Below are 25,543 nucleotides of genomic sequence, written 5' to 3' on the forward strand. Positions count from 1 at the left end.
GAAACAGGCCTCGAATGTTTTCGGGAAGAGACTTCTGCGCGTTCCGGGACCGCGTTACGATGCCACGTGACTGTCCCCGAATGAATGCTGCGGAAATGACTTCGGCAGCGATGCTCGGGCTACCGAGAAGGCCCTGCGGCGCTTTGACGGCGACGCACTGGCGTACTGAATTGCCTTGGATGATCCATGAGCATGGCGCCCTCTCCCTCCACTCCTTCGGAAGTGGAGTCCAAGCGCACACGCGTGAAAAAGTCCCGGGCGGCAAAGGCCCTCGCGAACGGCAAGCCGGAGAATGGCGAATCCGCCCCTCGTGAGTCTCCGGCCAAATCTGACGGCATTGACGAACGTCAGTTGCTCACCGCCATTCTGGCCCTGAAAAAGGGGGATTTCTCCGCCCGTCTGCCGGTGGAGTGGACGGGCGTCGCCGGGAAGGTCGCCGACGCGTTCAACGAATTCGTCGACCTGATGGTCCGCCACACGAGTGAAGTCGAGCGGATCAGTAACGTCGTCGGGAAGCAGGGGCGCATTGCGCAGCGGATTCCCATGGCCGGCGCGACGGGCGCCTGGGCCCAGCGTCTTTTGGCCATCAACGGGCTCATCGACGATCTCGTCCATCCCATCACGGAGACCGCCCGGGTGATCGGGGCCGTCGCCAAGGGGGACCTTTCGCAGTCGATGGAACTGGGAACCGATGAAGGCCCACTCGAAGGTGAGTTTCTCCGGACCGCAAAAACCGTCAACACGATGGTGGGTCAGCTCACGTCATTCGCCTCGGAAGTGACTCGCGTGGCCCGCGAGGTGTCGACGGAAGGCAAGCTCGGCGGACAGGCACAGGTGAAAGGCCTTGCCGGAACCTGGCGCGACCTGACCGACAACGTCAACCTGATGGCTTCGAACCTGACCAATCAGGTGCGAAACATCGCCCAGGTGACCACGGCCGTCGCGAACGGCGACCTGACCAAGAAAATCACCGTCGACGTCCGCGGCGAGTTCCTCGAGCTCAAAGACACCATCAACACGATGGTCGATCAGCTCCGTTCATTCGCTTCGGAAGTGACCCGCGTCGCCCGCGAAGTGGGCTCGGAAGGAAAACTCGGCGGACAGGCGCGCGTGGAAGGCGTGTCGGGAACCTGGAAGGACCTGACGGACAACGTCAATTCGATGGCCTCGAACCTCACGGCCCAGGTGCGAAATATCGCCGCCGTGACGACCGCCGTCGCCACGGGAGATCTCACCAAGAAGATCACCGTCGACGTGAAGGGCGAAATCCTCGAACTGAAGAACACCATCAACACGATGGTCGACCAGCTCTCGTCGTTCGCCTCCGAAGTGACCCGCGTGGCCCGCGAAGTGGGCACCGAAGGAAAGCTCGGTGGACAGGCCCAGGTGAAGGGGGTGGCCGGCACATGGAAGGATCTCACGGACAACGTGAACTCCATGGGCTCCAACCTGACCATTCAGCTTCGCGACGTCTCCAAGGTCGCGACGGCGATTGCGTCCGGCGATCTCGGTCAGAAGGTGACCGTGGACGTGAAGGGCGAAATTCTGCAGATCAAAAACACCATCAATACGATGGTCGATCAGCTTGGCTCGTTCGCGTCGGAAGTGACCCGCGTCGCCCGCGAGGTGGGCACCGAAGGCCGCCTCGGTGGTCAGGCCAACGTGAAAGGCGTCGCCGGCACCTGGAAAGACCTCACGGATAACGTGAACTACATGGCCGGCAACCTGACGAACCAGGTCCGGAACATCGCGGAAGTGACGACTGCCGTCGCCAGCGGCGACCTTTCCAAGAAGATCACTGTCGATGTGAAGGGAGAAATCCTCGAGCTGAAGAACACCATCAATACGATGGTCGATCAGCTTCGCTCCTTTGCTTCGGAAGTGACCCGCGTGGCCCGCGAAGTGGGAACGGAAGGAAAGCTCGGCGGACAGGCCGACGTGAAAGGCGTGGCGGGGACGTGGAAGGATCTCACGGACTCCGTGAATTACATGGCCGGCAACCTGACGGCCCAGGTGCGAAACATCGCCGAAGTGACGACGGCTGTCGCCAAGGGAGATCTCTCCAAGAAGATCACCGTCGACGTCAAGGGCGAAATCCTTGAGCTGAAGAACACCGTCAACATCATGGTGGATCAGCTCCGCTCGTTCGCGTCGGAAGTGACCCGCGTGGCCCGCGAGGTCGGGTCCGAAGGAAAGCTGGGAGGACAGGCCGAAGTCCAGGGAATGGCCGGCACGTGGAAGGATCTCACTGACAACGTCAACTACATGGCCGGCAACCTGACGAACCAGGTCCGCAACATCGCCGAGGTGACGACGGCCGTCGCCAAGGGAGATCTCTCGAAGAAGATCACCGTCGATGTGAAGGGCGAAATTCTGGAACTCAAGGTGACCATCAACACGATGGTGGACCAGCTGAGTTCGTTCGCGTCGGAAGTGACGCGCGTCGCCCGCGAAGTGGGCTCTGAAGGAAAACTCGGCGGGCAGGCCGACGTCCGCGGCGTGGCCGGAACCTGGAAGGATCTCACCGATTCCGTGAACTCGATGGCGTCGAACCTGACGAACCAGGTCCGCAACATCGCCGACGTGACGACCGCCGTCGCCAAGGGTGACCTGTCGCGCAAGATCACCGTGGCGCCCAAGGGCGAAATTCTGGAGCTCAAGAACACCATCAACACGATGGTCGATCAGCTGAGTTCGTTCGCGGCCGAGGTGACCCGCGTGGCCCGCGAAGTGGGCTCCGAAGGCAAGCTCGGCGGGCAGGCCGACGTGAAGGGCGTCGCCGGCACCTGGAAGGATCTCACTGACAATGTGAACTACATGGCCGGCAACCTCACGGCCCAGGTGCGAAACATTGCCGATGTCACGACCGCCGTCGCCAAGGGCGATCTGTCGAAAAAAATCACCGTCGATGTGAAGGGCGAAATCCTCGAGCTGAAGAACACCATCAACACGATGGTCGACCAGCTCGGCTCGTTCGCCTCGGAAGTGACCCGCGTCGCCCGCGAAGTGGGCTCGGAAGGAAAGCTCGGCGGACAGGCTGATGTGAAGGGGGTCGCCGGCACGTGGAAAGACCTCACGGACAACGTGAACTACATGGCCGGCAACTTGACGGCCCAGGTGCGAAACATCGCCGAAGTGACGACCGCCGTGGCCAACGGCGACCTGTCGAAAAAGATCACTGTCGACGTGAAGGGGGAAATCCTCGAGCTGAAGAACACCGTCAACATCATGGTGGATCAGCTTCGCTCCTTCGCGTCAGAAGTGACCCGCGTGGCCCGCGAGGTGGGGACCGAAGGCAAGCTGGGAGGCCAGGCTGATGTGAAGGGCGTGTCGGGAACGTGGAAAGACCTGACCGACAACGTCAACTACATGGCCGGCAACCTCACCGGTCAGGTCCGCGGCATCGCCCGCGTCGTGACGGCCGTCGCCAACGGCGACCTGCGCCAGAAACTCACGGTGGAAGCCAAGGGGGAAATCGCGGCCCTCTCGGAAACGATCAACAGCATGATCGACACCCTCGCAACCTTCGCCGATCAGGTGACGTCGGTGGCCCGCGAGGTGGGTGTCGAAGGCCGCCTCGGCGGCCAGGCGAGCGTCCCCGGCGCGGCCGGAACCTGGAAGGATCTGACCGACAACGTGAACCAGCTGGCGGCCAACCTGACCGGCCAGGTGCGGGCCATCGCCGAAGTGGCGACGGCTGTGACCAAAGGCGACCTCACGCGGTTCATCACGGTGGAAGCCCGCGGCGAAGTGGCGGCTCTCAAAGACAACATCAATGAGATGATCCGCAACCTGAAGGACACGACGCACAAGAACAGCGAGCAGGACTGGCTGAAAACCAACCTCGCCAAGTTCAGCCGCATGCTCCAGGGGCAGAAAGACCTGCTCACGGTCGGCCGCCTGATCCTCTCGGAGCTGGCCCCCGTCGTCTCGGCTCAGCACGGCGTCTTCTACATCTTCGACAACTCCGGCGAGCCGCAACTGCGGCTCCTGGCCAGCTACGCCTATCGCGAGCGGCGGCACATCGGCAATTCGTTCAGGCTCGGCGAAGGGCTCGTCGGACAGTGCGCGTTCGAGAAGCAGAAAATCCTGCTGGGCCACGTGCCGCCCGACTATGTCCAGATCTCCTCGGGCCTCGGTGAAGCCACTCCGCTGAACGTCATCGTGCTTCCGGTGATCTTCGAAGGCCAGGTCAAGGCGGTCATCGAACTGGCCTCGTTCGAACGCTTCAGCCTCGCGCACCATGCCTTCCTCGATCAGCTCACCGAATCGATCGGCATCGTGCTGAATACGATCGAAGCCAACATGCGGACCGAAGACCTGCTCAAGCAGTCTCAGTCGCTGGCCCGCGAGCTTCAGAGCCAGCAGCAGGAACTCAAGAGCACCAATGAGCAGCTCGAAGAGAAGGCCCGCCTGCTCGCGGAGCAGAACGTGGAGGTCGAACGCAAGAACGAGGAAGTCGAACAGGCACGGCAGGCCCTGGAGGAGAAGGCGACACAGCTCGCCCTCACCTCCAAGTACAAATCAGAGTTCCTCGCGAACATGTCGCACGAACTCCGGACTCCCCTCAACAGCCTGTTGATCCTTTCCGACCAGCTCCGCCGGAACCGCGAAGGAAACCTGCAGGCCAAGCAGCTCGAATTCGCGCAGACCATTCACGCCGCCGGCAACGATCTGCTCAACCTCATCAATGACATTCTCGACCTGTCGAAGATCGAATCGGGTACGGTTGTACTCGATATCGGCGAACTCCAGTTCGGCGACCTCCGCGACTACGTCGAACGCACGTTCCGGCACGTCGCCGATTCCAAGCGGCTCGAGTTCGCCATCGATCTCGACGAACGGCTTCCCCGTTCGCTCTACACCGATTCCAAGCGTCTCCAGCAGGTCATCAAGAATCTGCTCTCCAATGCGTTCAAGTTCACGCACACCGGGCACGTCTCGCTCTCGATCCAGGTGGTTGAAGGCGGCTGGTCCACCGATCATGACACCTTGAACAAGGCACGTACGGTCCTCGCCTTCAGCGTCGAAGATACCGGCATCGGAATTCCGTCCGACAAGCAGCGGATCATCTTCGAAGCGTTTCAGCAGGCGGACGGCAGCACGAACCGCAAATACGGCGGAACGGGCCTGGGCCTCGCGATCAGCCGCGAGCTCTCCAATATCCTGGGCGGCGAACTCCGGCTCGTCAGCCACATCGGCACCGGCAGCCAGTTCACGCTCTATCTGCCCGTCAGTTATGCCCCGGTCAAATCCCACCGTCGGATCGTCGCCGAGACGCAGCCGTCCGGCATGCCGGGCCTGCCCGCGCCGTCCGGGTCTGACGACGAAGGCGCCTACCTCGTCGAGGCCATCGATCCGGTCATCTCCAGCAACGTCTTTGCAGATGATCGTGAACAACTGGGCGTCGGCGAGCGGGTCCTGCTCGCCGTCGACAACGACGAAGCATTTGTCCGCATCCTCCTCGATGCTTGCCGCGATATCGGCTGGAAGGGAATCGCGACAACCAGCGGCGCGGCGGCCCTCGCGATGGCCCGCGATCTCCGGCCCGATGCCATCACCCTCGACCTGCGCCTCCCGGATATCGACGGCTGGCGCGTTCTCGACCGGCTGAAAAACGACGCCGAAACCCGCCACATCCCCGTCTACATCATCACGACCGAAGACGAGCAGCGCGAACGAGGCCGCCAGCGCGGAGCGCTTGGCGTCCTGGCCAAGCCCTTCCAAAGCAAGGAACTGCTGGAAGAAGCGCTCCTCTCCCTCAAGAGCTATGTCGAGCGTGAAGCGCGACGGCTGCTCGTGCTCGAGTCCGAGCCGGCGCACCCGTCGTCCCTCAGTCATCTCCTGTCTCACGAAGGAGCGATGCTGACAACCACCACCAGCGCCGACGACGCCCTCGAGCGGATCGCCTCCGAGCGCTTCGACTGCGTGGTCGTCGGTCCGGATATCCCAGAGATGGCCTTCCGCGAGATCCTCGATGCCGCGGAGCGGAGCCCTGTCCTGAACGACACTCCGCTCATCGTCTACCACTCGCGAAGCCTCTCCAAGCGGGACGAATCCCGCATGAACCGTCTCCGGAGCAGCCTCGTCCTCAAGGAGGTGCGTTCGCCCGAACGTCTCCTCGACCAGGCCTCGCTGTACCTGCATTCGCCCATTTCGAGGCTCGGGGAATCGCAGCAGACGCTCTTCCGACAGCTGCATGAATCGGACACCGTGCTGGACGGGAAGACGGTGCTCATCGTCGACGACGACGTCCGGAACATCTTCGCGATGACAAGCATCCTCGAGCAGCATCGGATGAACGTGATCCCGTCCGAAAGTGGCAAGGATGCCATTCAGCTCCTCAAGGAGCGCAGCGATATCGATATCGTCCTGATGGACATCATGATGCCCGACATGGACGGCTATGAAACGATACGCACGATCCGTCGCGTGTCGACTCTGAAGTCGCTCCCCATCGTCGCCGTCACGGCGAAGGCCATGAAAGGGGACCGGGAAAAGTGCCTGCAGGCCGGGGCCTGGGACTACCTGTCGAAGCCGGTCGACCCCGACTACATGCTCGGCGTCCTCAGGGCCTGGCTTCACCGCTGATCCGGCTCCGGAGTGAAGCCATCCCTGAAACGACTCAGGCCATCCTGAGCCAAGACGTTCGCGACCCTGACTGGAACCTGACCCGTGGGCGACACCGTGTCCGCCATTGACGACGCCACTCCGCCCCGCCCGGCGGCCCCGATCGCGCCGCGCGTCAAGCTGCTGCTCGTCGATGATCATCCCGACCAGCTCCTCGTCCTGGAAACGCTCCTCGCGGAACTCGGACAGGAGCTGATCCGGGCCAACTCGGGCCGTGAGGCGCTGCGCCAGTGCCTCCAGCATGATTTCGCCCTCATCCTGATGGACGTCAACATGCCCGGGATGGACGGGTTCGAGACCGCCTCCCTCATTCGCAGCCGTCCGAAATCCCGCCAGACGCCCATCATCTTCGTCACGGCCTACGACGAAACCGAAACCCACGTCGCCCGCGGCTACTCCCTGGGCGCGGTCGACTACATCCACACCCCCGTCCTGCCGGAGGTCCTGCTGGCCAAGGCCTCGGTGTTTGTCGACCTCGCTCTGAGGACGGCCGAAGTCAAATGCCAGGCCGAAGAACTCGAGGAACGAGTCGCCGAGCGGACCCGCGAGCTTCAGGAACTCAATGCCACGCTGGCGGCCGAAATCGCGCAGCGCGAATCCGTCGCGCAGGATCGCATCCGTCTCCTGGCGGCCGCGGAAGAGGGCGTCCGCCGACGCGACGACTTCCTCGCCATCCTGGCCCATGAGCTGAGAAACCCCCTGGCCTCCATCGTCAGCGGCGCCGAACTCCTTCAGCTGTGCGACGACGGGGATCCCGCCTCGGAACAGGCCCGCGAAGTCATCGCCCGGCAGGCGCAGCACATGACCTCCCTGCTCCGCGACCTCCTCGACGTCTCCCGCATCACCCGCGGCAAGATCGAGCTGCACCTCGAGATGGTCGATGTCGGCCGGGCCATCAAGGAAGCGGTTCAGAACGCCGCGTCCGACCTCACCCGCGACGGACGCGAGGTCACGGTCCGTCTTCCGGAGACTCCCATCGCCATCGACGCGGATCCGACGCGTCTGCACCAGGTCCTGATCAACCTCCTCGGAAATGCGGCCAAGTTCACGCCCCCTCGCGGCCGGATCGAGATTGCCGCCGATCGGGACGAGGGCCACGCCCGGATCCAGGTCCGCGACTCGGGCATCGGGATTCCCGAAGAACGGCTGGACGACGTCTTCGAACCCTTTGTGCAGCTCAAGGCGAACCATTCCCGCCCCTCCAGCGGGCTGGGAATCGGCCTCACGATGGTCAGGAACCTGGTGGAACTCCATCGCGGCCGGGTCGCCGTCAACAGCCGGGGCGAAAACCAGGGGACCGAGTTCACGGTCCACATCCCATTGGCCGCCCCGCGGGTCTCGGCCGAGTCGCCCGTCAAACTGTTCAGCGCACAGTCCTCCGATGGTCCCGGTCCCCGGGCCCTGCGTTTCGTGGTCATCGAAGACAACGACGACATCCGCAGCACGGTCGTCGAACTGATCCGCAAGCTCGGTCACGACGTCTGGATCGCTTCTGACGGACCGTCGGGAATCGAGATCATCGAACGCGCCCGTCCCGATGTCGCCCTCGTCGACATTGGTCTGCCTGGACTCGATGGCTACGAACTGGCCCGCCGGATCTCCGCCATCCCGGCGCTCAAAGCGACCCGGCTCGTCGCGATGACGGGCTACGGCCAGCCCGAGGACCGGCGGCGTGCGATCGAAGCCGGCTTCCAGTCGCATCTCGTGAAGCCCGTCTCTCTTGATGACTTCCGGCAGCTGACCCGGGAAATCGCTTCTGACCACGAGAAGCCTGCATCCCGCGCGGCGGTCAGCTGAGGCGCCGCGAGACGAACGCCCGGGCTGCCCCGCATTTGGACTTTGAGAGCCAGCGGCGTGAGGGCGTTCCCATCGAGGCCACGTCGTCGGCCGCGAGCGCGCCAAAAGCCCCACCTCCATCCCCATCAGACGGCATCACGCGGGCCACTGCGCGGCTCAACAGGCAGGGGCGTCCTCCGCCGACGGGTTGTCGACAACGAGATTCGTGAACCGATCGCGATTGAGAAAACGCCAAACGCGGCCCGGCGATCCGGGAGCCGAAGCGGCAGCTCTTGGCGGCTCAAAGTGCTCCGCTGACTGTCATCACCGGCACTCACAAGCAGCTCACCACCAGCGCGACAGTGATGACTCCCAGTGACAGACTGCCAAAAAGGAGATCCCAACACGGCAAAATGGGATAAATAGGGGCACGACGGAGGCGCCAAAGCTGCGTACAGCATCGACACGAATCTCGTCGCACCCAACAAGGAGTCTCGCCATCTTCCCCATTCATCCGTGATTCTCTCTCAATGTCCTGTGCAGGGTGGCGCGAGGCCGAGTGATCGACGGATGACTGCAAAACGTCGGTGATTCGATCACGCCCGATGACAGTCGTCCCGCATACAAGACGTCCATTCCCGGAATGGCTCGGAACGCGCCGCGCGATGTGGATTGAGGACCGCAGCGCAGACGATGAATCGCGGCCAGACGCCGCAGCGCCCTGCGGGGACGTCCCACCATCAGCAGCGTCCCGGCTCAGCCGGGGAACGTCCCTCCGATCGAGAACCTGCGGCACGCCGCGAGGTCGGGGGACGTTCATCTCACTCCGGGGGAGCGCTGGAAGTGAAAAGAGTCTCGCGAATCGGACGCGAAGTTCAGACCGCGACCCTTCCGTCTGCTTCATGTCCAAAGCGCGCGCCGATGCCGCGTTCATCCGGGACGACTTCACGGCGCATCGATGCGTGCGACGCCGGGCTTCGCCGTTCCGTCGCGTCCTTGTTGCAGGTCGCCCCGCGGGAGCGGAATTCAGGAACTGTACCTCTTTAGCGGGCGCGAATCCCCGGGCTGGCACGGAGCACTGGCCCCGGCCGATTTCTCTTTGCCCTGAGCTGGCCCTTTGCGATCGAACGTCGCCTCCAGCATCGCGGCGGCGGCATCCAGATCCGGACCTGGGCCGGCCGTCATCCTGGAATCTCGTTGCTTCAGACGCCGCTTGTGCTGGTAACGTTCAAGCCGTTCGCGCTGGCGGACCACAAATCTCGCGTTCTCTTCAGTGGGCCTCAGCCAGCAACTCTGGAAAAAGATCTCGTAGTTGGCCAGTTCCGCGCGCCCGAGCATCGGACACGGGATCTGAAAACGCTGCCTGCCGCGCAAATGTCCCAGTCGGACAAGCGCCGCGGCAAACCGTTCCAGCCGCTCGGGGCCCTGCCCTGCGACATTGAGCAGGAGGTGCCGCAGACTCTCGAATGGCGTCAGCCCCGCCGCAGCGATTTGGGACACATCGATGACGGCCGGAGGAATCGAGAACAGAAGAACACGGTAGGTGTCGAACCAGGCCGCGGGATAGCCGAGCGCGGTTTCCAGGATGGACGAAGGCTGTCCCGCCAGAATCCGCGCTTCGGTGAGCAGCGTCTCAACGGAACCCAGTCCGCGAAGCCAGAGCGCGCCTCCCAGCGGACAGGCAAACGCGATTTGCCCACGGTCGTACGACTGCAGCGCGCGGACGGCATCCCGCACCATCAAGGCATGGGGGCCGACGCTGCCCGGAATCGGAGCACCACGGTCATGGCAGTCGAGGGCCACCTGCAACAGGAAATCGGGCTCGGCTATTCTCAGGAAGTCCGGCCATTGGCTCCGGCGAATGTGCTGCAGGCCTTCCCGGGCCCACGTGTCGAGATTGGCTGGGGTCGGCGCAGGACGGGGATCGGAACCGGGACTCGAGATGAGCACCTGCCAGTCGTCCTCGGGCACGCGAGGCCCGCCCATTCCGGAGTGCATGCCCGCAGGCTCGTCGACTGCATCAAGAATCTGGCCCCGCTTTGGGTCGGGCCGATGCTCAGGAAGATCGAGATCCGGATCGTCGCAGCCGGTGATCGCCGCGGCGAAGCGTGGCGGGGCCAGGTGCAGCAGTGGCTCACTGCCGTTCAGAACATCCGACACCATCGTTTGAATGTGCTTTCGGCGTGCCTGGTCACCTCGCTCCGTCCGGGAGTCGTTCGCCATCGCAAAACCGTGATCCCGTGAGTGGCGCTCCACGAGGCGGGCCGCATGCTGGGCGTCAATCTGACGCCGGCGTTCAGCAAGCGGGGTTGCGGCGGGATTCTCCGGAGGGGCGCGATCCAGCACGCCTGCGACAAGGGCCTGCGACACACCCAGGGCGTCCGCAACCTGGCGCTGAGTCATTTGCCCCTGGAACAGGTCGACGATTCGCTGCTGGAGGCGTTCGCTCAACGCGGGACGATCAAGCGGGACGGTCCGGGGATCGTCGATCCAACTCGCGCCGCGCATGCCGGCGGTCATGCCCCGGGGCTCGATCAGCATCGCGAGTTGGCCCAGATTCAGACGCACTTCGGCAATCCACGCGCCGCCAGGCCTTCGATCGTCAGGCGCGCTGCGGAACACGATCGACTCGATGATCCGCGACAACCGGTCGGGGGGCAGCTGGTCGCGCTCGATGACATCCGATAACGCCGCGGCGTTCCGGATGAACTCCGAGCAGACGGGCATGCGCTCCATCCGGCGTTTGAGAATCGCGCTCCCCTGAGCCCGCTCCAGCAGCTTGCTGCGCATGCGACGCAGCGCAGGGTTGGCTTCTTCGGCGAACACCGCCTCCAGTTCCTTCACCCACGTCTGAAAGATCGGCGCCGTGAACGGCTCCCCAGAGGCAGCTCCGGGCGGCGGCGGCGGCGGCGAAGGATTGCCCTCATCCGGAAGGGCGAGGAAATCCTCGGGGAGGACCCGGCTGCGGAAACGTTCGTAGTCAAAGTCGGCTGGCAGAGACGGCTTCAGGCCGAGGATCGCGGTCTGGAACAGGCCGTCTACCCAGGAACGATCTCTTAAGAGGCCGATGATCCACAACGTCAGGGCGCGATTGATGCCGATCACGTTCCGGGTCGAGCTGTTTACGCAGGGCGTCGTGACCCGGCGGTGTCCGCAGGTGACGCGGAAACCCGTGCCGCTCGACTCGATTCGGGTTTTGCCGCCGCAGTGACCGCAGTGCTGGGGGACCTGATCGTGAAAGAGCCTGATCGGCTGCCGTGGCCCGGCCCTCCAGCCTCCGTCCGGCGAAAGGTAGGCCAGCCCGGCGCATTTCCGGCGGATGGCTCGCAGGATCGACATCTGCGCAAATCGCAAGCGGGCGATTCGGAAGACTCGGGGCCCTTGCGGCTCCGTCATCGAGGCCGGGAGTCGATACACACCCGCGCCCGACTTTCGGAAGAGGAGACTGACGGCGCGGCGCCGTTGGCGTTCGGGCCGTCCCTCAAGGCGGGCCGATTCTCGCGCGGCAAGTTCCGACAGCGGGGCGCCGCACAGGAAGCCATGCTGCAGATTCGCGATCACCACTTCGGGGAAGCGCGGGTGGATCAGTACGCCTGGCCGGAACTGCAGGTCCTCCAGGACGCGCCATTCAACGGCCTTCCCTGGAACGCCGAACAATCGAAGGATCAGCTCGTGCCGACAGACCGGACAACGAAACGGGCGTCCGATCGCGAGGACCGCGGGCTGAGTGACGCTGTCTTCGGGGACCGGGCGATCGTTGAGGCACGTCCTGCACCGGGGACAGCGCAGTTCGGGCTCGTCAGGGCCGTAAGGCCGCGACAGATCGACAAAGTCCCGCGGGAGCCCCCGCAGGCGCCCACGCCTGATGAGTTCCGACGACGGAAGAGAATTAACGTGTTGATCCGTCGACGGGCTCTCGAAGCCTGGCCCGACTTCCGTAAAGGCGGCACCGGTCCGGACGCCCACACGGGGCAGTTCGGGGAGTGGCTGGAACAGTTGCCCATGAGTCAGGCCGCGGTGACCCCACATCCCCGTCTGTTCGACGGAATCCTCCATGATGATGCTCCCAAGGAGTGCTCAATGGTGTTCGGACGAGACGGATTTGCGGCGACCTGACTGGGCCGTTCGAGCGAGACTTTTCTGCTTTTGAACAGCAAACCGCTGGTACAGCGTTTTCACCTGCCGGACGGCGGCCGCATCGCTCCCGAGACGATGCAGGACCCAGCGGAACTCACGTTCCAGGTGATGTTCCCGCGTCAACGGTGTCTCGAACGACTGGAACGGGACGATCGTCGGCGCGGCGAGATGCAGGTGCTGCAGAGCCTCATGCAGCCCTGCTCGGCCCTCGGAGGTGACGATCTCGCTCAAGTAAGTTTTGATGCGGAACGGGCTTTGATCAGCCTCTGCATAGGCAGGTGGCGCGTCCGCGTATCCACCTGGGGAAGCCGGATCCAGAAACAGGAACTGGTAGATTTCGATCACGTCGGCCGAAAGGCCGATCGACGTTGCCAGTGCGCCGGGAGAATCCCTGACAGTCAGTCGAGCATCCACGATGACGCGCAGCACAGGGTGCGAGCGAAGCTGGAGCGCCCGGTATTCGGGCCAGTGACGATCAGCTCGCCCGCACTCAATGGCCCTCAGCACAGACGCGACGCGACGCAGGACGACAGCATCTGCGGACGAAGGCAGCCACTCGCCGTCATCGACCGCCCTGAGGACAGTACGAAAGCGCCGGTCAACATGACGACGAATTCCGCCATGACTGGTCTCGCCGGTCAACAGAGATTGCCGTGGCGTCAGCGGCAGTTCCGTCTCTGCCAGCCAGGACGCCGCCAGCTTCGTTGGGCCTGGCGGCTCACGCTGACTGGGCTGGGCGGCCGTGTGCGGCCGTTTCGGTATTAGCGGTGGCAACCGGAATCCCAACTCTGGCTCGGTTGCGTGAAGGGGCAGCCCTCGGCAGTAATTCGTGACCAGGTCTTTGAGCGCCGCAAGGATCGGCCTCGACTCCAGCCCGGGTGACGATCTCGCAGGGCCTTTTGATTGACGGTCCGCATTGGCCAGCGGACCGCCTGCTGCAAAGCCCGAGAATGTCCGTTCGGTCTCGCACTGGGCATCTGTCCCGTGCAGGGCTGCGACGACAGCTGATGGCGACGCGCCCAGTTCGGTAGCGATCTCGTCGGGGCCTCGGCCCATAGCCGACAGCCGATCGACGTTCATCGCGACAACGTTGGACAGACGGTCGCCGTCGAGAGTGGCCCAGATCCGGCATGGCACACTGACGAGCCGCCGACGCAGTCCCGAGGCACACTGAACATCGACGCCGACCAGCCTGCAGATCCCGACGGGATCGATCTCAAGCGGGATGGGCCCGAACCGCCCCCCTTTCCCATCGGGTGACACGGTCAAGGTGACCTTTTGGCGACCCAGGACGGCGGCAAGGAGCGAACGATCACTTAAGTTCCTGTCCAAGCGGCTGGCGAGATGACTGATCCTCTTGACAAAGTCGGCCAGCGACGGGGCCAGCGCTCGCCGATGGCGTGAGACCGCCTCGGCCAACCGATTTTCGCAGGCGCGGACCATGTTTCGCTCGGGATCGGTGGATAGATTCTGGCGGCAGTCCTTCAGCGATTGCCAGAGCGCCTGTCGCGCCCGCGGCAGTGCCAGTTCTCGGGACGTGGACTCCGCCGGTAAGGATTCGGAGCCATCGTCAGGATTGGGAAAGACCGCGCGGTAGAACGCGACCAAGTCGCCGCCACGAAGCGCCTCCGCGATCGCGAACTCGAGACACACCTCAGCCGCGGTCATTGACGAGGCCGGCTTCAGGGACGACTTCCGGAGCCAGGATTCGCAGTGGGGACAGCTGTCGGGCAGGCGCCGCGGACTGGGAATGGCCAGCGTCGCCCCGCAGCACGCGAATCTGATCGCAAGAGGATGGTCACCCGTCAGTTTTGCCTCGCGCAGACTGTGCCGCAGTACCGACCATTCAGCCTGGCTGACTTGCTGCCTGCCGGATCGAAAAGTCCACTCCCAAGCGGCGTCAGGTTGGTCACCGGCTCGCTCGCGGCCGATTCCGAGACTGCGCCGACTCCCCCACAAGACCTGGACCCTGGCGGCAGTCCAGGCACTCTCCCGGGGAACAAGCCGGTTCAGACAGGTGATGGTTTCGGGCAACGTTCGCCCGTTCAGCGCCGCGGCGACCGCCAGCAGGCGGGCGCGCTCAATGGTTGATGACTGCCGAGCATCGAGAAGTTCTAGTTGCTCGGGTTCACTGACGGATCGCAGCTGGGCAATCACAGTAGCTTCACGGGCGTTCTCGAACGGCGCTGCCAGCGCCCGGCGGACTTTCGGCCACCGGTACGGAACTGCCGAGATCGATGCCGCTGGCGGGTAAGCTGCCGAATGATCGCCATGCTTTGGACGATGCTGCTGCGAGCATTCAGCCCGTTTAAGCAGGTCGCCGTCGCCATCTGCGGGCAACGATGTGCCATCGATCCCCGTCTCGGCCGAGTGCGGGATCGCGTCCCCAGGTCCGTCATTACACACAGGCTGCCTCCTGCGGCCCTTACCAAGCGATCAAATTCGATATCATGCTCGCGAACATCCTGCGAAAGTCAAAGCGGAATTACGAATTGTCGAACTCCTCTTATAAAGCCCGTTGCGTCAATCGGCGACGGAACTGCTCTCCAAAACGAACCACTCACAGCACAACACGTTTCTAAATCAAGACTTACAGACCCCAGAGCCTATGCACTAGCGAGCCACAGGCCTCCCTGCATTTAATCGCTTCAAGTCTTCATATTAAAGTTCCACTTCTATTGGAGTCGCTGTTTTTTTGACCATCCCCTGTCCGGAGAACAGGGGATCCGCAGGGATGGTTTGAGCACAGGCTGTCGCCGACTGGGACGAGGAACTGGCCGCGGTGACGAACCGGATCAATGCACGATTCCAACGCCCGAAAGTTCGAGTGCGAACGGCCCTCTCTCTCAAGGGCTTCCCTGCCGCCGCTCCACGCAAGAATGACTGGCAGGTCGCCGAATTCGCCGGCGACGAATCGCCCAGGAATGTCCAGCAGTTTATCGCCCGCGCCACCTGGAGAGTCGATGCCGTTCGTGACGACCGCTGATCGATTGGGACCTGCATCTCCCAAGAGAATGGGCCGAGGACGCTCACCTCCGACGCGTCGCGTACATCCCCGAGGACGTGGTCTTCGCCACCAAACCAGAACTCGGACGTCAGATGGTTCAAACGGCTCTGGATGCTCAAGCTCCTGTCCGGTGGGCCGCCCGGCGCCGTCGGCACATGCATCTGAATCCGGCTGCGAGGGGAATGAAGGTCAAGAGCATCGACGATGGCTCGGGAACGGCGCTGATCTCACTCACCGTCCCGCTGAACGCGAAGTCCATCAGCGCATAACCGCCGGTGGTTTGGGCCCCGCCATGGGCATAGAACCGGAATTCAATTGGAGCGACGACGTCCTGAAACTCTGGCAGATCGAGGTGAATGACTCCCCCTTGCCAGGGAGCTGTCCCAATGTCGGCGCCAAAGCTGTCCAGGCTGGAACGAAACGTCACGGCATCCGGACCAAACCTGAAGCGGTCGCCCGTGAATGAAAAGCTGCTGTAATCAACCTTACACCCGTCGTTGGGCGCGATCGTGAAGGCGAAATAATCATCGGGCGAAATGTCGCGGCTCCATCCGGTCACTGCATAGCTGTTTTGAGGATTCCCCGTCGGCGAAAGGCCTGGACCGCGACCGATCCCGGAAACGACGAGACCGGTGTGAACGACCTGCCCGCTCGTAAAGGAGTTCTGATCGGCAGGCGAAATGCCGACGATGTCGTTCATGAAGATGACATCCGCCCTCGCCGCACCGCACCAAGCCAGGGCAATCCCCAGCGCGTAGACCTTGAACATCACTCGATGCCCTTCTCAAGAAAGTCAAGCCCCATCGAAACCAAGATCGCATGCCCTTGTGGACCGACTGGGAGTCAGCCCCGCCCAGTAGCTCTCCTTGAGAAGATTCCCGCCCTCCTGCCCAACATCGAATATCCCAATCCACCCCACCGAACGCCATGCTCAACTTGTGGGTCTGTTAAGGAATAATGAAGACCAGTCCACTCCCAAGCGGGGCGGCTGGTATGTCTGGCTGACCTTCACCCCGTTTCCTAAATGCACAGCGGGTGTTCGATTTTTGACCGATCTCGCACCGAAGAAGGAGCAGGATCTCATCGGGAAGAAGCAATTCGCTGAAGAGCCGATCACGCATGTCGGGGGGAAGCAGGAAGCGGGCACGTCCGTCGTCGAGCTGAAACGTAAGCTCGGCACCAGCGAGCAGACGTTCGATCGCTGGAAGAAGTAGCTTGTGTTCCGCGCTCGTCTGCAACAGGGCCTTGAACTGCGAGAACATCTTCTCGATCGGGTTGAGATTCGGTGAGCACGGGGGCAGGTAGTACACCTCGGCTCCGGCCGATCGAATCGCGTTTCCCACCCCGCTCTGCTTGTGGCTGCTGAGGTTGTCCATCACCACCAGGTCTCCCGGCTCCAGCGCCGGGATCAGGAACTGACGGACGTAAGCCAGAAAGCATTCCCCATCCATCGGACCATCCAGCACGAAGGGAGCAATCACTCCGCCGGCCCGGAGAGCCGCTGCGAACGTCGTCGTTTTCCAATGCCCTTGAGGGACGCGGTCCACAACACGGCTTGATTTGGGTCCCCAGCCATAGCGCCGTGTCATCTTCGTGTCGGCCCCGGTTTCGTCGAAGAACACCAGACGGCGACAGGCTTTCGACTGCACCAGGATGTTCCACCAGCGGCGCTTCTGAGCCACATCCGGCCGCTGTTGTTCAGCAGCTTTGAGCACTTTTTTTGAGAGTGATTCCCCAGCGCCGAAGCGCATTCCACAGAGTGGTCGCGCAGCCCGGCAGACCGAGTTGGCGTTGCCTTTGGGCGAGCGTCAGGCCGGGGGCGTCCTGGACGCTTTTGAAAATCCGCTCCCGATGCGGTTCCAGAACGCACTCCGGGCCGACATCTCCCTGCCGGGGAGTGATCTGGCCAGTCTCTTTGCGAAGCGCGAGCCAGTTCCAGATGGTTCGTTCAGTGACCTGAAATCGCCGGGCGACTTCGGCCGGCGGAGAGCCGCGGTCGACTTCGGCCACGACGCGGCGCCTCAAATCCATTGAGTAGGGGGTAGGCATGACTCTTCCTTGATGGAGCCAACCACTTGAGAATGCCTTTCCCCAGTCATCCCTCTGAAAAGCAACTGTGGAAGTGCGTTAGTTCGCTTCTGCACTCCCGCGATTGACGCGGCGACCGTGCACCGGGCCACCAGCGATGTTCGATTTCGCCCCGGTCGCGAGTGCCCCGAAGCCTCTTGGCTCAGCGTCCCGGCCTGTCGTTTCGAGAGCACAGACAGGCCGTCTTTCGACGACTTTTGAGGCCAGAACTTTTCCGCAGTCTCCGCGTATTTCCACCGACCGCCGACTGGACAGCGGTCCGGGCGTGCACAAGACTGCGGCAATCTGCATCACTTGTTCACGTCGTCGTGGGGTCACACGGCGCGCGAATGTGCATGTTTTCTGATGTCAACCGGGCCCGGCGGGCATCGATGCGCTTTTGAGTTGACCGCTTCGTTTCTGCAATTCGGCACTTCGTCTCCGACCACTATCGGTTTGCACGCCCATGCTCCGCACTTGGCTGACTTCCATCCGTTCGTATTTTCGTCGGAAACTTCTGCGGACGGGAACGTCAGTCTGGAGACGAGGTCGGTTTCTGAAGGTCAGGCCTCAGTTTGTGCGCCGCCGCAGGGCTCGTCGGCTCCCGCGGGGACTTCTTCACTGCCCGCCGCAAATGCTTGAGGCGAGGACGCTTCTGTCCGCATCCGTGCCTGAGGTGACGGGTAACGTCATTAACGGTAGCTCATCAAATGCGAACCGGTCGGCAATTCACACAATTACGATCAATTTTGATCAGAATGTGACGATTTCCTCCGCGGCGTCTCTGAAGCTGACGAATCGCACGACGGGAAATGTCGTCGACATTTCCACGGCGACTCTGACCGGAAACGGCACATCCTCCGTCACGTGGAATCTCGCGGGGATCACGCTCCCCAACGGTCACTACACGGCCGAACTTTCGGCCTCCGGCGTTGCGCCGAACCTCGGCCGGATCCATGCCTTTGAATTCCACAAGCTGACGGGTGACGTCGACGGCAGCGGGGCCGTCACGTTCAACGACTACACCACCGTTCAGAGCCACTTCAACACGTTCCCCGGGGTCTATGGACCCGGCGATGCGACCGGTGACGGGCTGGTCACGTTCGCGGACTACACCGCCATTCAATCGGTCTTCAACACGTTGTTGCCACCGAATGGCAATGATGCGCCGCTCGACATCGGCCTGTCGAATGCGTTGATTCCCGAAAATTCGGCCAGCGGCGCCGCAGTCGGCACACTCAGCGCAAGTGATCCGGACGTCGGTCAGACGTTCACGTACACACTCCCTGCTGGTGTCGGCGATAACGCCCTCTTCACAGTCGACGGGACGACTCTGAAGACCGCCGCGAGCTTCGATTTCGAATCCGCGGCCAGCTACACGGTGCAGGTCCAGGTCGCCGACCAGGATGGCCTGACCTTCCTCAAGACGTTCACCATCACCGTCGAGAACGTCAACGAAGCTCCGACGGACATCGCCCTGTCCAATAACTCGGTCGCAGAGAACGCGGCCAATGCCCTCGTCGGCACCCTCACCGGAACCGATCCCGACGCTGCTCCCACCCTGACCTTCACGCTCACCGACGACGCGGGAGGCCGATTCCAGGTCGTAGGCAACCAGTTGCGCACGGTCGCAGCCCTCGATTTCGAGGCCGGATCCAGCTACGACGTCACCGTCCAGGTCGCCGACCAGGATGGCCTGACCTTCCTCAAGACGTTCACCGTCACCGTCGAGAACGTCAACGAAGCTCCGACGGACATCGCCCTGTCCAATAACTCGGTCGCAGAGAACGCGGCCAATGCCCTCGTCGGCACCCTCACCGGAACCGATCCCGACGCTGCTCCCACCCTGACCTTCACGCTCACCGACGACGCGGGAGGCCGATTCCAGGTCGTAGGCAACCAGTTGCGCACGGTCGCAGCCCTCGATTTCGAGGCCGGATCCAGCTACGACGTCACCGTCCAGGTCGCCGACCAGGATGGCCTGACCTTCCTCAAGACGTTCACCGTCACCGTCGAGAACGTCAACGAAGCTCCGACGGACATCGCCCTGTCCAATAACTCGGTCGCAGAGAACGCGGCCAATGCCCTCGTCGGCACCCTCACCGGAACCGATCCCGACGCTGCTCCCACCCTGACCTTCACGCTCACCGACGACGCGGGAGGCCGATTCCAGGTCGTAGGCAACCAGTTGCGCACGGTCGCAGCCCTCGATTTCGAGGCCGGATCCAGCTACGACGTCACCGTCCAGGTCGCCGACCAGGGTGGCCTGACCTTCCTCAAGACGTTCACCGTCACCATCGAGAACGTCAACGACGCCCCGGTGGCAGCCGATGACTCCTACTCGCTTCTCGAGGAAGGCTCTCTCTCCGCGAACGTGCTGTCGAATGACAGTGATCAGGATCTCGATTCGCTGACGGTCACGGGCTTCACGTTTGACGGTGTGGCCTACGCGCCTGGCGACAGTGCGACGATCACGGGAGTCGGCACACTGAGTGTGAGTGATTCGGGCGATTTGACGTTCGCACCCGCCACGAACTTCAGCGGAGCGGTTCCATCCATCACTTATACGGTGTCGGATGGCAGCCTGAGCGACATCGCTGAGGTCACGATCAACGTGACGCCGGTGAACGATGGCCCCGTGCAGACGGTTCCAGGGCCACTGTCCACCGTAGAGGACACCCCGCTCTCAATCTCCGGTCTCTCGATCGTTGACGTCGATAGCGCCACCCTGACAACGACAGTCTCGATTCCCGTGGGCGCTGGCGCCTTGACCGCCACCGGCGCTCCCGGCGTCGTTGCAGGGAACGGCACGGCCACGCTGACACTGACCGGAACCGCTGCTCAGATCAACGCGGCCCTGGCGACGCTGGTTTATGGTCCGGCCGCCAACTTCAATTCCGTGTCATTCAATCTGACAATGACGACCACGGACTCCGAATTGTCAGACTCGGATACCGTCGCCATCACGGTCGCACCGGTGAACGATGCGCCGCTGGGAGTGGACGATTCGTTTAACGGCCTGGAAGACGGGCTGCCCGTAACCGGCAATGTCCTGTCAAACGACACCGATGTCGACGCGGGCGACGTTCTGTCCGTGACAGCAATCGAGATCAACAGCGTCTCATTCAGCCCGAACACGCCGATCAGCATTATTGGAGCTGGAACCATCTTCATCGCCACAAACGGCGATCTGACGTTCACTCCGAATCCGAATTTCCACGGGACCGTTCCGGCCATCACTTACACGGTGTCGGATGGGCACGGCGGAAGCGATACGGCCGTCGTCAACATCACCATTACATCGGTGAACGACAATCCCGTTGCAGTCCCCGACTCCTTCACAGTTGCTGAAGAGGGTTCGGTCTCGATTCCGGTGCTGGCGAACGACACTGATGTCGATGGGAACACGCTGACAGTCACTCACATCAGCGGCTTGCCAGCCGTCTTCAATGTCCCGGTCACACTCCCGGGTGGCATTGGCACGGCGACGCTGAACATCAGCGGCGGCATCACGTTCGCCCCGGCACTCAACTTCAACGGCCCCGTCTCGTTCACGTACACCGTCTCGGACGGCAGCGGTGGAGTGGCAACCGGCACTGTGACCGGCACGGTCACGCCCGTAAACGACGCGCCAGTGGCAGGGGCGGACACGGCCACGGTTGTCGAAGACTTGTCGACGGCCGGCAATGTGCTGATCAATGACAGCGATGTGGACACGGGCGACAGCCTGCTGGCTTCAGGCGCGAAGGCCGGGACTGGAGCCGGTCCGTTCGCGGCGGCCGGCGCATCGGTCACGGGGACATACGGCACGCTGACCCTCCAGGCGGACGGCAATTACGTCTATGCGGCCGATCTGGCTCTGGCCGACACGCTGGCAGTGGGCCAGACGGCCGAGGACGTGTTCACCTACCAGATCGTGGACGAGTCAGGGGCAACGGCCACAGCCACTCTCACCGTGACGATCACCGGTTCGAACGACGCTCCGGTGGCCGTCAATGACACGGCCACAGCGGTCGAGGACGGTCCGTCCGTCCCGGGCGATGTGCTGACCAATGACAGTGATGTGGACACGGGCGACAGTCTGGCGGTCTCGGGCGTGAAGGCCGGGACCGGAGCCGGTCCGTTCACGGCGGCCGGGACGTCCGTGGAGGGCGAGTATGGCACGCTGACCCTGAATGCCGACGGCACGTACACGTATGCGGCCGACCTGGCCGACACGCTGGCCCAGGATGAACCGGCGACCGACATCTTCACCTACCAGATCGTGGATGAGTCGGGCGCGGTCACCACGGCCACACTGACGGTCTCCATCACCGGCACGAACGACGCGCCGGTGATCAGCACCGGTCCGGTGGCCGTCACGCTGTTCGAGAATGGCGTCGTGGACGCGGTGGAGGCCGATGAGTCGACGCCTCCCAACCACTTCGAGCCGCACGTCAACATCGACGCGTTCCTGCTGGCGAACCTGGTGAGCGGCGTGGACATGGCCGCGCTGCTGCCGCTGGTGCAGGCCGAGATCGGTCCGCAGGCCAGCCTGGCCGATGCGATCGCCACGGTGTGGGACTATGTCGACGACAACTACAGCTACAACAACAACCTGATCAACGAGATGGGCGCCCGCCTCGGCGTGGAATACGCGCTCTACCTCCGGACGGGCGGCAAGCCGCTCCTGGACGTGGTGGCCAAGTACGAGGCGGACGGCGCCGATCCGGACACGCTGCCGCAGCGTCTGCAGTCGCTGCACGACAACCTCCTGGGGAACCTGAACGACGTCGGTCTCAGGGACAAGATGCTGCCCAGCGGCCAGGCGGCGTATGACGACCTGCGGGATCTGATGGACGTCCATGATCTGCTGGACCTCTCCGACAATCGCCCGTGGTTCGGCGGTTACCAGGGGGACGTGAACACGTCGCTGGCCTGGGATCAGGCGGAGGGGCTGGTCCCGGTGGCGGGCGGCGACCTGGACGCGACCGACGTCGACACGGGCGCGGTGCTGACCTGGTCGATCGCCAAGACGGACGCCACGCCGGTCTATGGCGTGATCGACATCGACGAGGTGACGGGCGAGTGGACCTACACGCTGGATCAGGTGGCGGCCAACACGCTGACCGAGGGCCAGACGGCGACCGAGGTCTTCACGGCCACGGTGACCGACGAGCATGGCGAGAGCGACACGGTGACGGTGACCGTCACGATCAGGGGCGCCAACGACCGGCCGGTGGCCGTCAATGACACGGCCACAGCGGTCGAGGACGGTCCGTCCGTCCCGGGCGATGTGCTGACCAATGACAGTGATGTGGACACGGGCGACAGTCTGGCGGTCTCGGGCGTGAAGGCCGGGACCGGAGCCGGTCCGTTCACGGCGGCCGGGACGTCCGTGGAGGGCGAGTATGGCACGCTGACCCTGAATGCCGACGGCACGTACACGTATGCGGCCGACCTGGCCGACACGCTGGCCCAGGATGAACCGGCGACCGACATCTTCACCTACCAGATCGTGGATGAGTCGGGCGCGGTCACCACGGCCACACTGACGGTCTCCATCACCGGCACGAACGACGCGCCGGTGATCAGCACCGGTCCGGTGGCCGTCACGCTGTTCGAGAATGGCGTCGTGGACGCGGTGGAGGCCGATGAGTCGACGCCTCCCAACCACTTCGAGCCGCACGTCAACATCGACGCGTTCCTGCTGGCGAACCTGGTGAGCGGCGTGGACATGGCCGCGCTGCTGCCGCTGGTGCAGGCCGAGATCGGTCCGCAGGCCAGCCTGGCCGATGCGATCGCCACGGTGTGGGACTATGTCGACGACAACTACAGCTACAACAACAACCTGATCAACGAGATGGGCGCCCGCCTCGGCGTGGAATACGCGCTCTACCTCCGGACGGGCGGCAAGCCGCTCCTGGACGTGGTGGCCAAGTACGAGGCGGACGGCGCCGATCCGGACACGCTGCCGCAGCGTCTGCAGTCGCTGCACGACAACCTCCTGGGGAACCTGAACGACGTCGGTCTCAGGGACAAGATGCTGCCCAGCGGCCAGGCGGCGTATGACGACCTGCGGGATCTGATGGACGTCCATGATCTGCTGGACCTCTCCGACAATCGCCCGTGGTTCGGCGGTTACCAGGGGGACGTGAACACGTCGCTGGCCTGGGATCAGGCGGAGGGGCTGGTCCCGGTGGCGGGCGGCGACCTGGACGCGACCGACGTCGACACGGGCGCGGTGCTGACCTGGTCGATCGCCAAGACGGACGCCACGCCGGTCTATGGCGTGATCGACATCGACGAGGTGACGGGCGAGTGGACCTACACGCTGGATCAGGTGGCGGCCAACACGCTGACCGAGGGCCAGACGGCGACCGAGGTCTTCACGGCCACGGTGACCGACGAGCATGGCGAGAGCGACACGGTGACGGTGACCGTCACGATCAGGGGCGCCAACGACCGGCCGGTGGCCGTCAATGACACGGCCACAGCGGTCGAAGAAGATGGCCCGGCGATTGCCAACGGCAACGTGCTCACGAACGATAGTGATGTCGATGCAGGGCACGTTCTCACCACGACGGGTGGCGGCGCAGGAAACTACGGCACGCTCGTGCTGAATTCAGACGGCTCTTACACCTACACACTCAACAACTCATCGGCCGCCGTGCAGGCATTGACGGCCGGGCAGGTCGTCAGCGATGTCTTCACCTATACGGTCACCGATGAGTTCGGGGCCAGGACGACGGCCACACTGACGGTCTCCATCACCGGCAAGAACGACGCCCCCATCGCGGTCGCCGATTCTTACACCGTCCTCGAGGACGGCTCGGTGACGGGCAACGTGTTGACCAACGATACCGACGCCGACGCAGGTGCGACCAAGGTCGTCACGAACGTCACGGTCAATTCGTCCTCGTTTGCTCCCGGTAGCGTCGTCAACATCGGCGGAGTCGGCGCGTTCATCCTCACGGCGACCGGCGATTTCACCTTCGAACCCGCGTTGAACTACAACGGCCCGGTTCCTCCCATCACTTACACCATCTCGGATGGCCAGGGAGGTACCGCAACGGGGACGATCACGGTGACGATCACCTCGGTCAACGACGCCCCGGTGGCGGGAGACGACAACTTCACCGTCGCCGAGGAAGGATCCGTCGCGATCAACGTCCTGGCCAACGACACCGACGTCGATGGAAACACCTTCTCCATCACCCAGGTCAACGGACAACCGATCGCGTTCGGCTCCCCGGTGATGATTCCGGGCAAGGGAACGGTCAGCCTGAACCTCAACAGCACGTTGACGTTCACGCCAATCCTCAACTTCAACGGCCCGGTGTCGTTCACCTACGTCCTCCAGGACGGCCAGGGCGGCACCGCGACGGGAACTGTCAACGGCACGGTCACGCCAGTGAACGACGCTCCGACCGACATCGTGCTCTCTGAAACTTCAGTGCCCGAGAATCTCCCTCCCGGAGCGATCGTTGGCATGTTGAGCGCCAACGATCCTGATATCGGTGACGCATTCACTTACTCCTTGATGCCCGGGCCTGGCGACGGCGACAACGCAGCTTTTTCCATCGACGGAAACGAGCTCAAAACGGCCTCACCGCTTGCGGCAGGCACCTATGAGATCCGGATTCGTGCGACGGACCAGAACGGCCTGGGGCTCTGGAAGGAACAGACGTTTGAAATCGTCGTCGCATAGTTGTCGGCCGCAGTCCATTTGTAGGCCGCTTTTCCGATGCTCAAACCTGCTGACGAGCTTCATGACGCTCGTCAGCAGGTCTTGACCAGTCGCCAACTGAGGCCGGATAAAAAAGTCATGAGCCCATTTCGGGCAAAAGAAATTTGACAACGACTTGGAACTTGTTGCAGGTCCTCCCAACCACTACTTTCCAATTCACACCGAATGTTTTCGCTCAACTGCGTAGCATTCCCAGA

10 protein-coding genes and 1 pseudogene are annotated in these 25,543 nt (G+C 63.1%); 6 read left to right on the forward strand and 5 right to left on the reverse strand.

The features are described 5' to 3' along the window. Positions 1 to 192 precede the first annotated feature (192 nt). Entirely contained in the window at positions 193 to 6,591 is a 6,399-nt protein-coding gene (locus Pan44_RS18840; protein WP_145035103.1) for a HAMP domain-containing protein, read from the forward strand. Between the two features lie 84 nt (positions 6,592 to 6,675). Further along, positions 6,676 to 8,427: a response regulator gene (locus Pan44_RS18845; protein ID WP_145032179.1), complete on the forward strand. Its 1,752-nt coding sequence runs from the start codon at positions 6,676 to 6,678 to the stop codon at positions 8,425 to 8,427. Positions 8,428 to 9,432: 1,005 nt separating this feature from the next. On the opposite strand, the gene Pan44_RS18850 is transcribed toward Pan44_RS18845, so the two are convergent. Continuing rightward, positions 9,433 to 11,745, reverse strand: coding sequence for a hypothetical protein (locus tag Pan44_RS18850; RefSeq protein WP_145032182.1), 2,313 nt, complete (start codon positions 11,743 to 11,745; stop codon positions 9,433 to 9,435). Between the two features lie 201 nt (positions 11,746 to 11,946). On the opposite strand from Pan44_RS18850, the gene Pan44_RS18855 reads away from it, so the two are divergent. Next, positions 11,947 to 12,522, forward strand: a complete 576-nt coding sequence (locus Pan44_RS18855; RefSeq protein WP_197453463.1) for a hypothetical protein — start codon at positions 11,947 to 11,949, stop codon at positions 12,520 to 12,522. Here the strand turns inward: Pan44_RS18855 and Pan44_RS18860 are convergent. Further along, the gene (locus tag Pan44_RS18860) at positions 12,484 to 14,949 is read right to left on the reverse strand and encodes a hypothetical protein (RefSeq protein WP_145032189.1); all 2,466 of its coding nucleotides are present in this window, start codon (positions 14,947 to 14,949) and stop codon (positions 12,484 to 12,486) included. The two genes, Pan44_RS18855 and Pan44_RS18860, sit on opposite strands and share 39 nt — an antisense overlap. A 421-nt stretch (positions 14,950 to 15,370) precedes the next feature. Between Pan44_RS18860 and Pan44_RS27480 the strand changes: the two genes are divergently transcribed. Next, entirely contained in the window at positions 15,371 to 15,529 is a 159-nt protein-coding gene (locus tag Pan44_RS27480; RefSeq protein WP_197453464.1) for a hypothetical protein, read from the forward strand. Positions 15,530 to 15,540: 11 nt separating this feature from the next. Continuing rightward, positions 15,541 to 15,624: pseudogene (locus tag Pan44_RS27955) on the forward strand (hypothetical protein); the annotation flags it as partial. A gap of 41 nt (positions 15,625 to 15,665) precedes the next feature. Here the strand turns inward: Pan44_RS27955 and Pan44_RS27960 are convergent. The 3 genes from Pan44_RS27960 to Pan44_RS28360 all read right to left on the reverse strand — a co-directional run bounded on the left by Pan44_RS27960 (position 15,666) and on the right by Pan44_RS28360 (position 17,599). Next, positions 15,666 to 16,319: a hypothetical protein gene (locus tag Pan44_RS27960; protein ID WP_231754098.1), complete on the reverse strand. Its 654-nt coding sequence runs from the start codon at positions 16,317 to 16,319 to the stop codon at positions 15,666 to 15,668. Positions 16,320 to 16,497: 178 nt separating this feature from the next. Continuing rightward, a complete protein-coding gene (locus Pan44_RS18870; protein WP_145032192.1) occupies positions 16,498 to 17,301 on the reverse strand; it encodes an IS630 family transposase in 804 nt (267 codons plus the stop codon). After that, positions 17,249 to 17,599: an IS630 transposase-related protein gene (locus Pan44_RS28360; RefSeq protein WP_145032195.1), complete on the reverse strand. Its 351-nt coding sequence runs from the start codon at positions 17,597 to 17,599 to the stop codon at positions 17,249 to 17,251. Before Pan44_RS28360 ends, Pan44_RS18870 begins: the two co-directional genes overlap by 53 nt. Before the next feature lie 778 nt (positions 17,600 to 18,377). Between Pan44_RS28360 and Pan44_RS18880 the strand changes: the two genes are divergently transcribed. Continuing rightward, complete coding sequence (locus Pan44_RS18880) at positions 18,378 to 25,307, forward strand: Ig-like domain-containing protein (protein ID WP_197453465.1); 6,930 nt, start codon at positions 18,378 to 18,380, stop codon at positions 25,305 to 25,307. Positions 25,308 to 25,543 lie beyond the last annotated feature (236 nt).

It is taken from the genome of Caulifigura coniformis (assembly GCF_007745175.1).
Taxonomy (GTDB): domain Bacteria; phylum Planctomycetota; class Planctomycetia; order Planctomycetales; family Planctomycetaceae; genus Caulifigura; species Caulifigura coniformis.

Bases quoted from the DNA above. Each gene is read 5' to 3' on its own strand.
- Pan44_RS18840 (WP_145035103.1), top strand. From the start codon at position 193: ATGGCGCCCTCTCCCTCCACTCCTTCGGAAGTGGAGTCCAAGCGCACA.
- Pan44_RS18850 (WP_145032182.1), bottom strand. From the start codon at position 11,745: ATGTCGATCCTGCGAGCCATCCGCCGGAAATGCGCCGGGCTGGCCTAC.
- Pan44_RS18855 (WP_197453463.1), top strand. From the start codon at position 11,947: ATGCTGCAGATTCGCGATCACCACTTCGGGGAAGCGCGGGTGGATCAG.
- Pan44_RS27960 (WP_231754098.1), bottom strand. From the start codon at position 16,319: ATGTTCAAGGTCTACGCGCTGGGGATTGCCCTGGCTTGGTGCGGTGCG.
- Pan44_RS18870 (WP_145032192.1), bottom strand. From the start codon at position 17,301: ATGCGCTTCGGCGCTGGGGAATCACTCTCAAAAAAAGTGCTCAAAGCT.
- Pan44_RS28360 (WP_145032195.1), bottom strand. From the start codon at position 17,599: ATGCCTACCCCCTACTCAATGGATTTGAGGCGCCGCGTCGTGGCCGAA.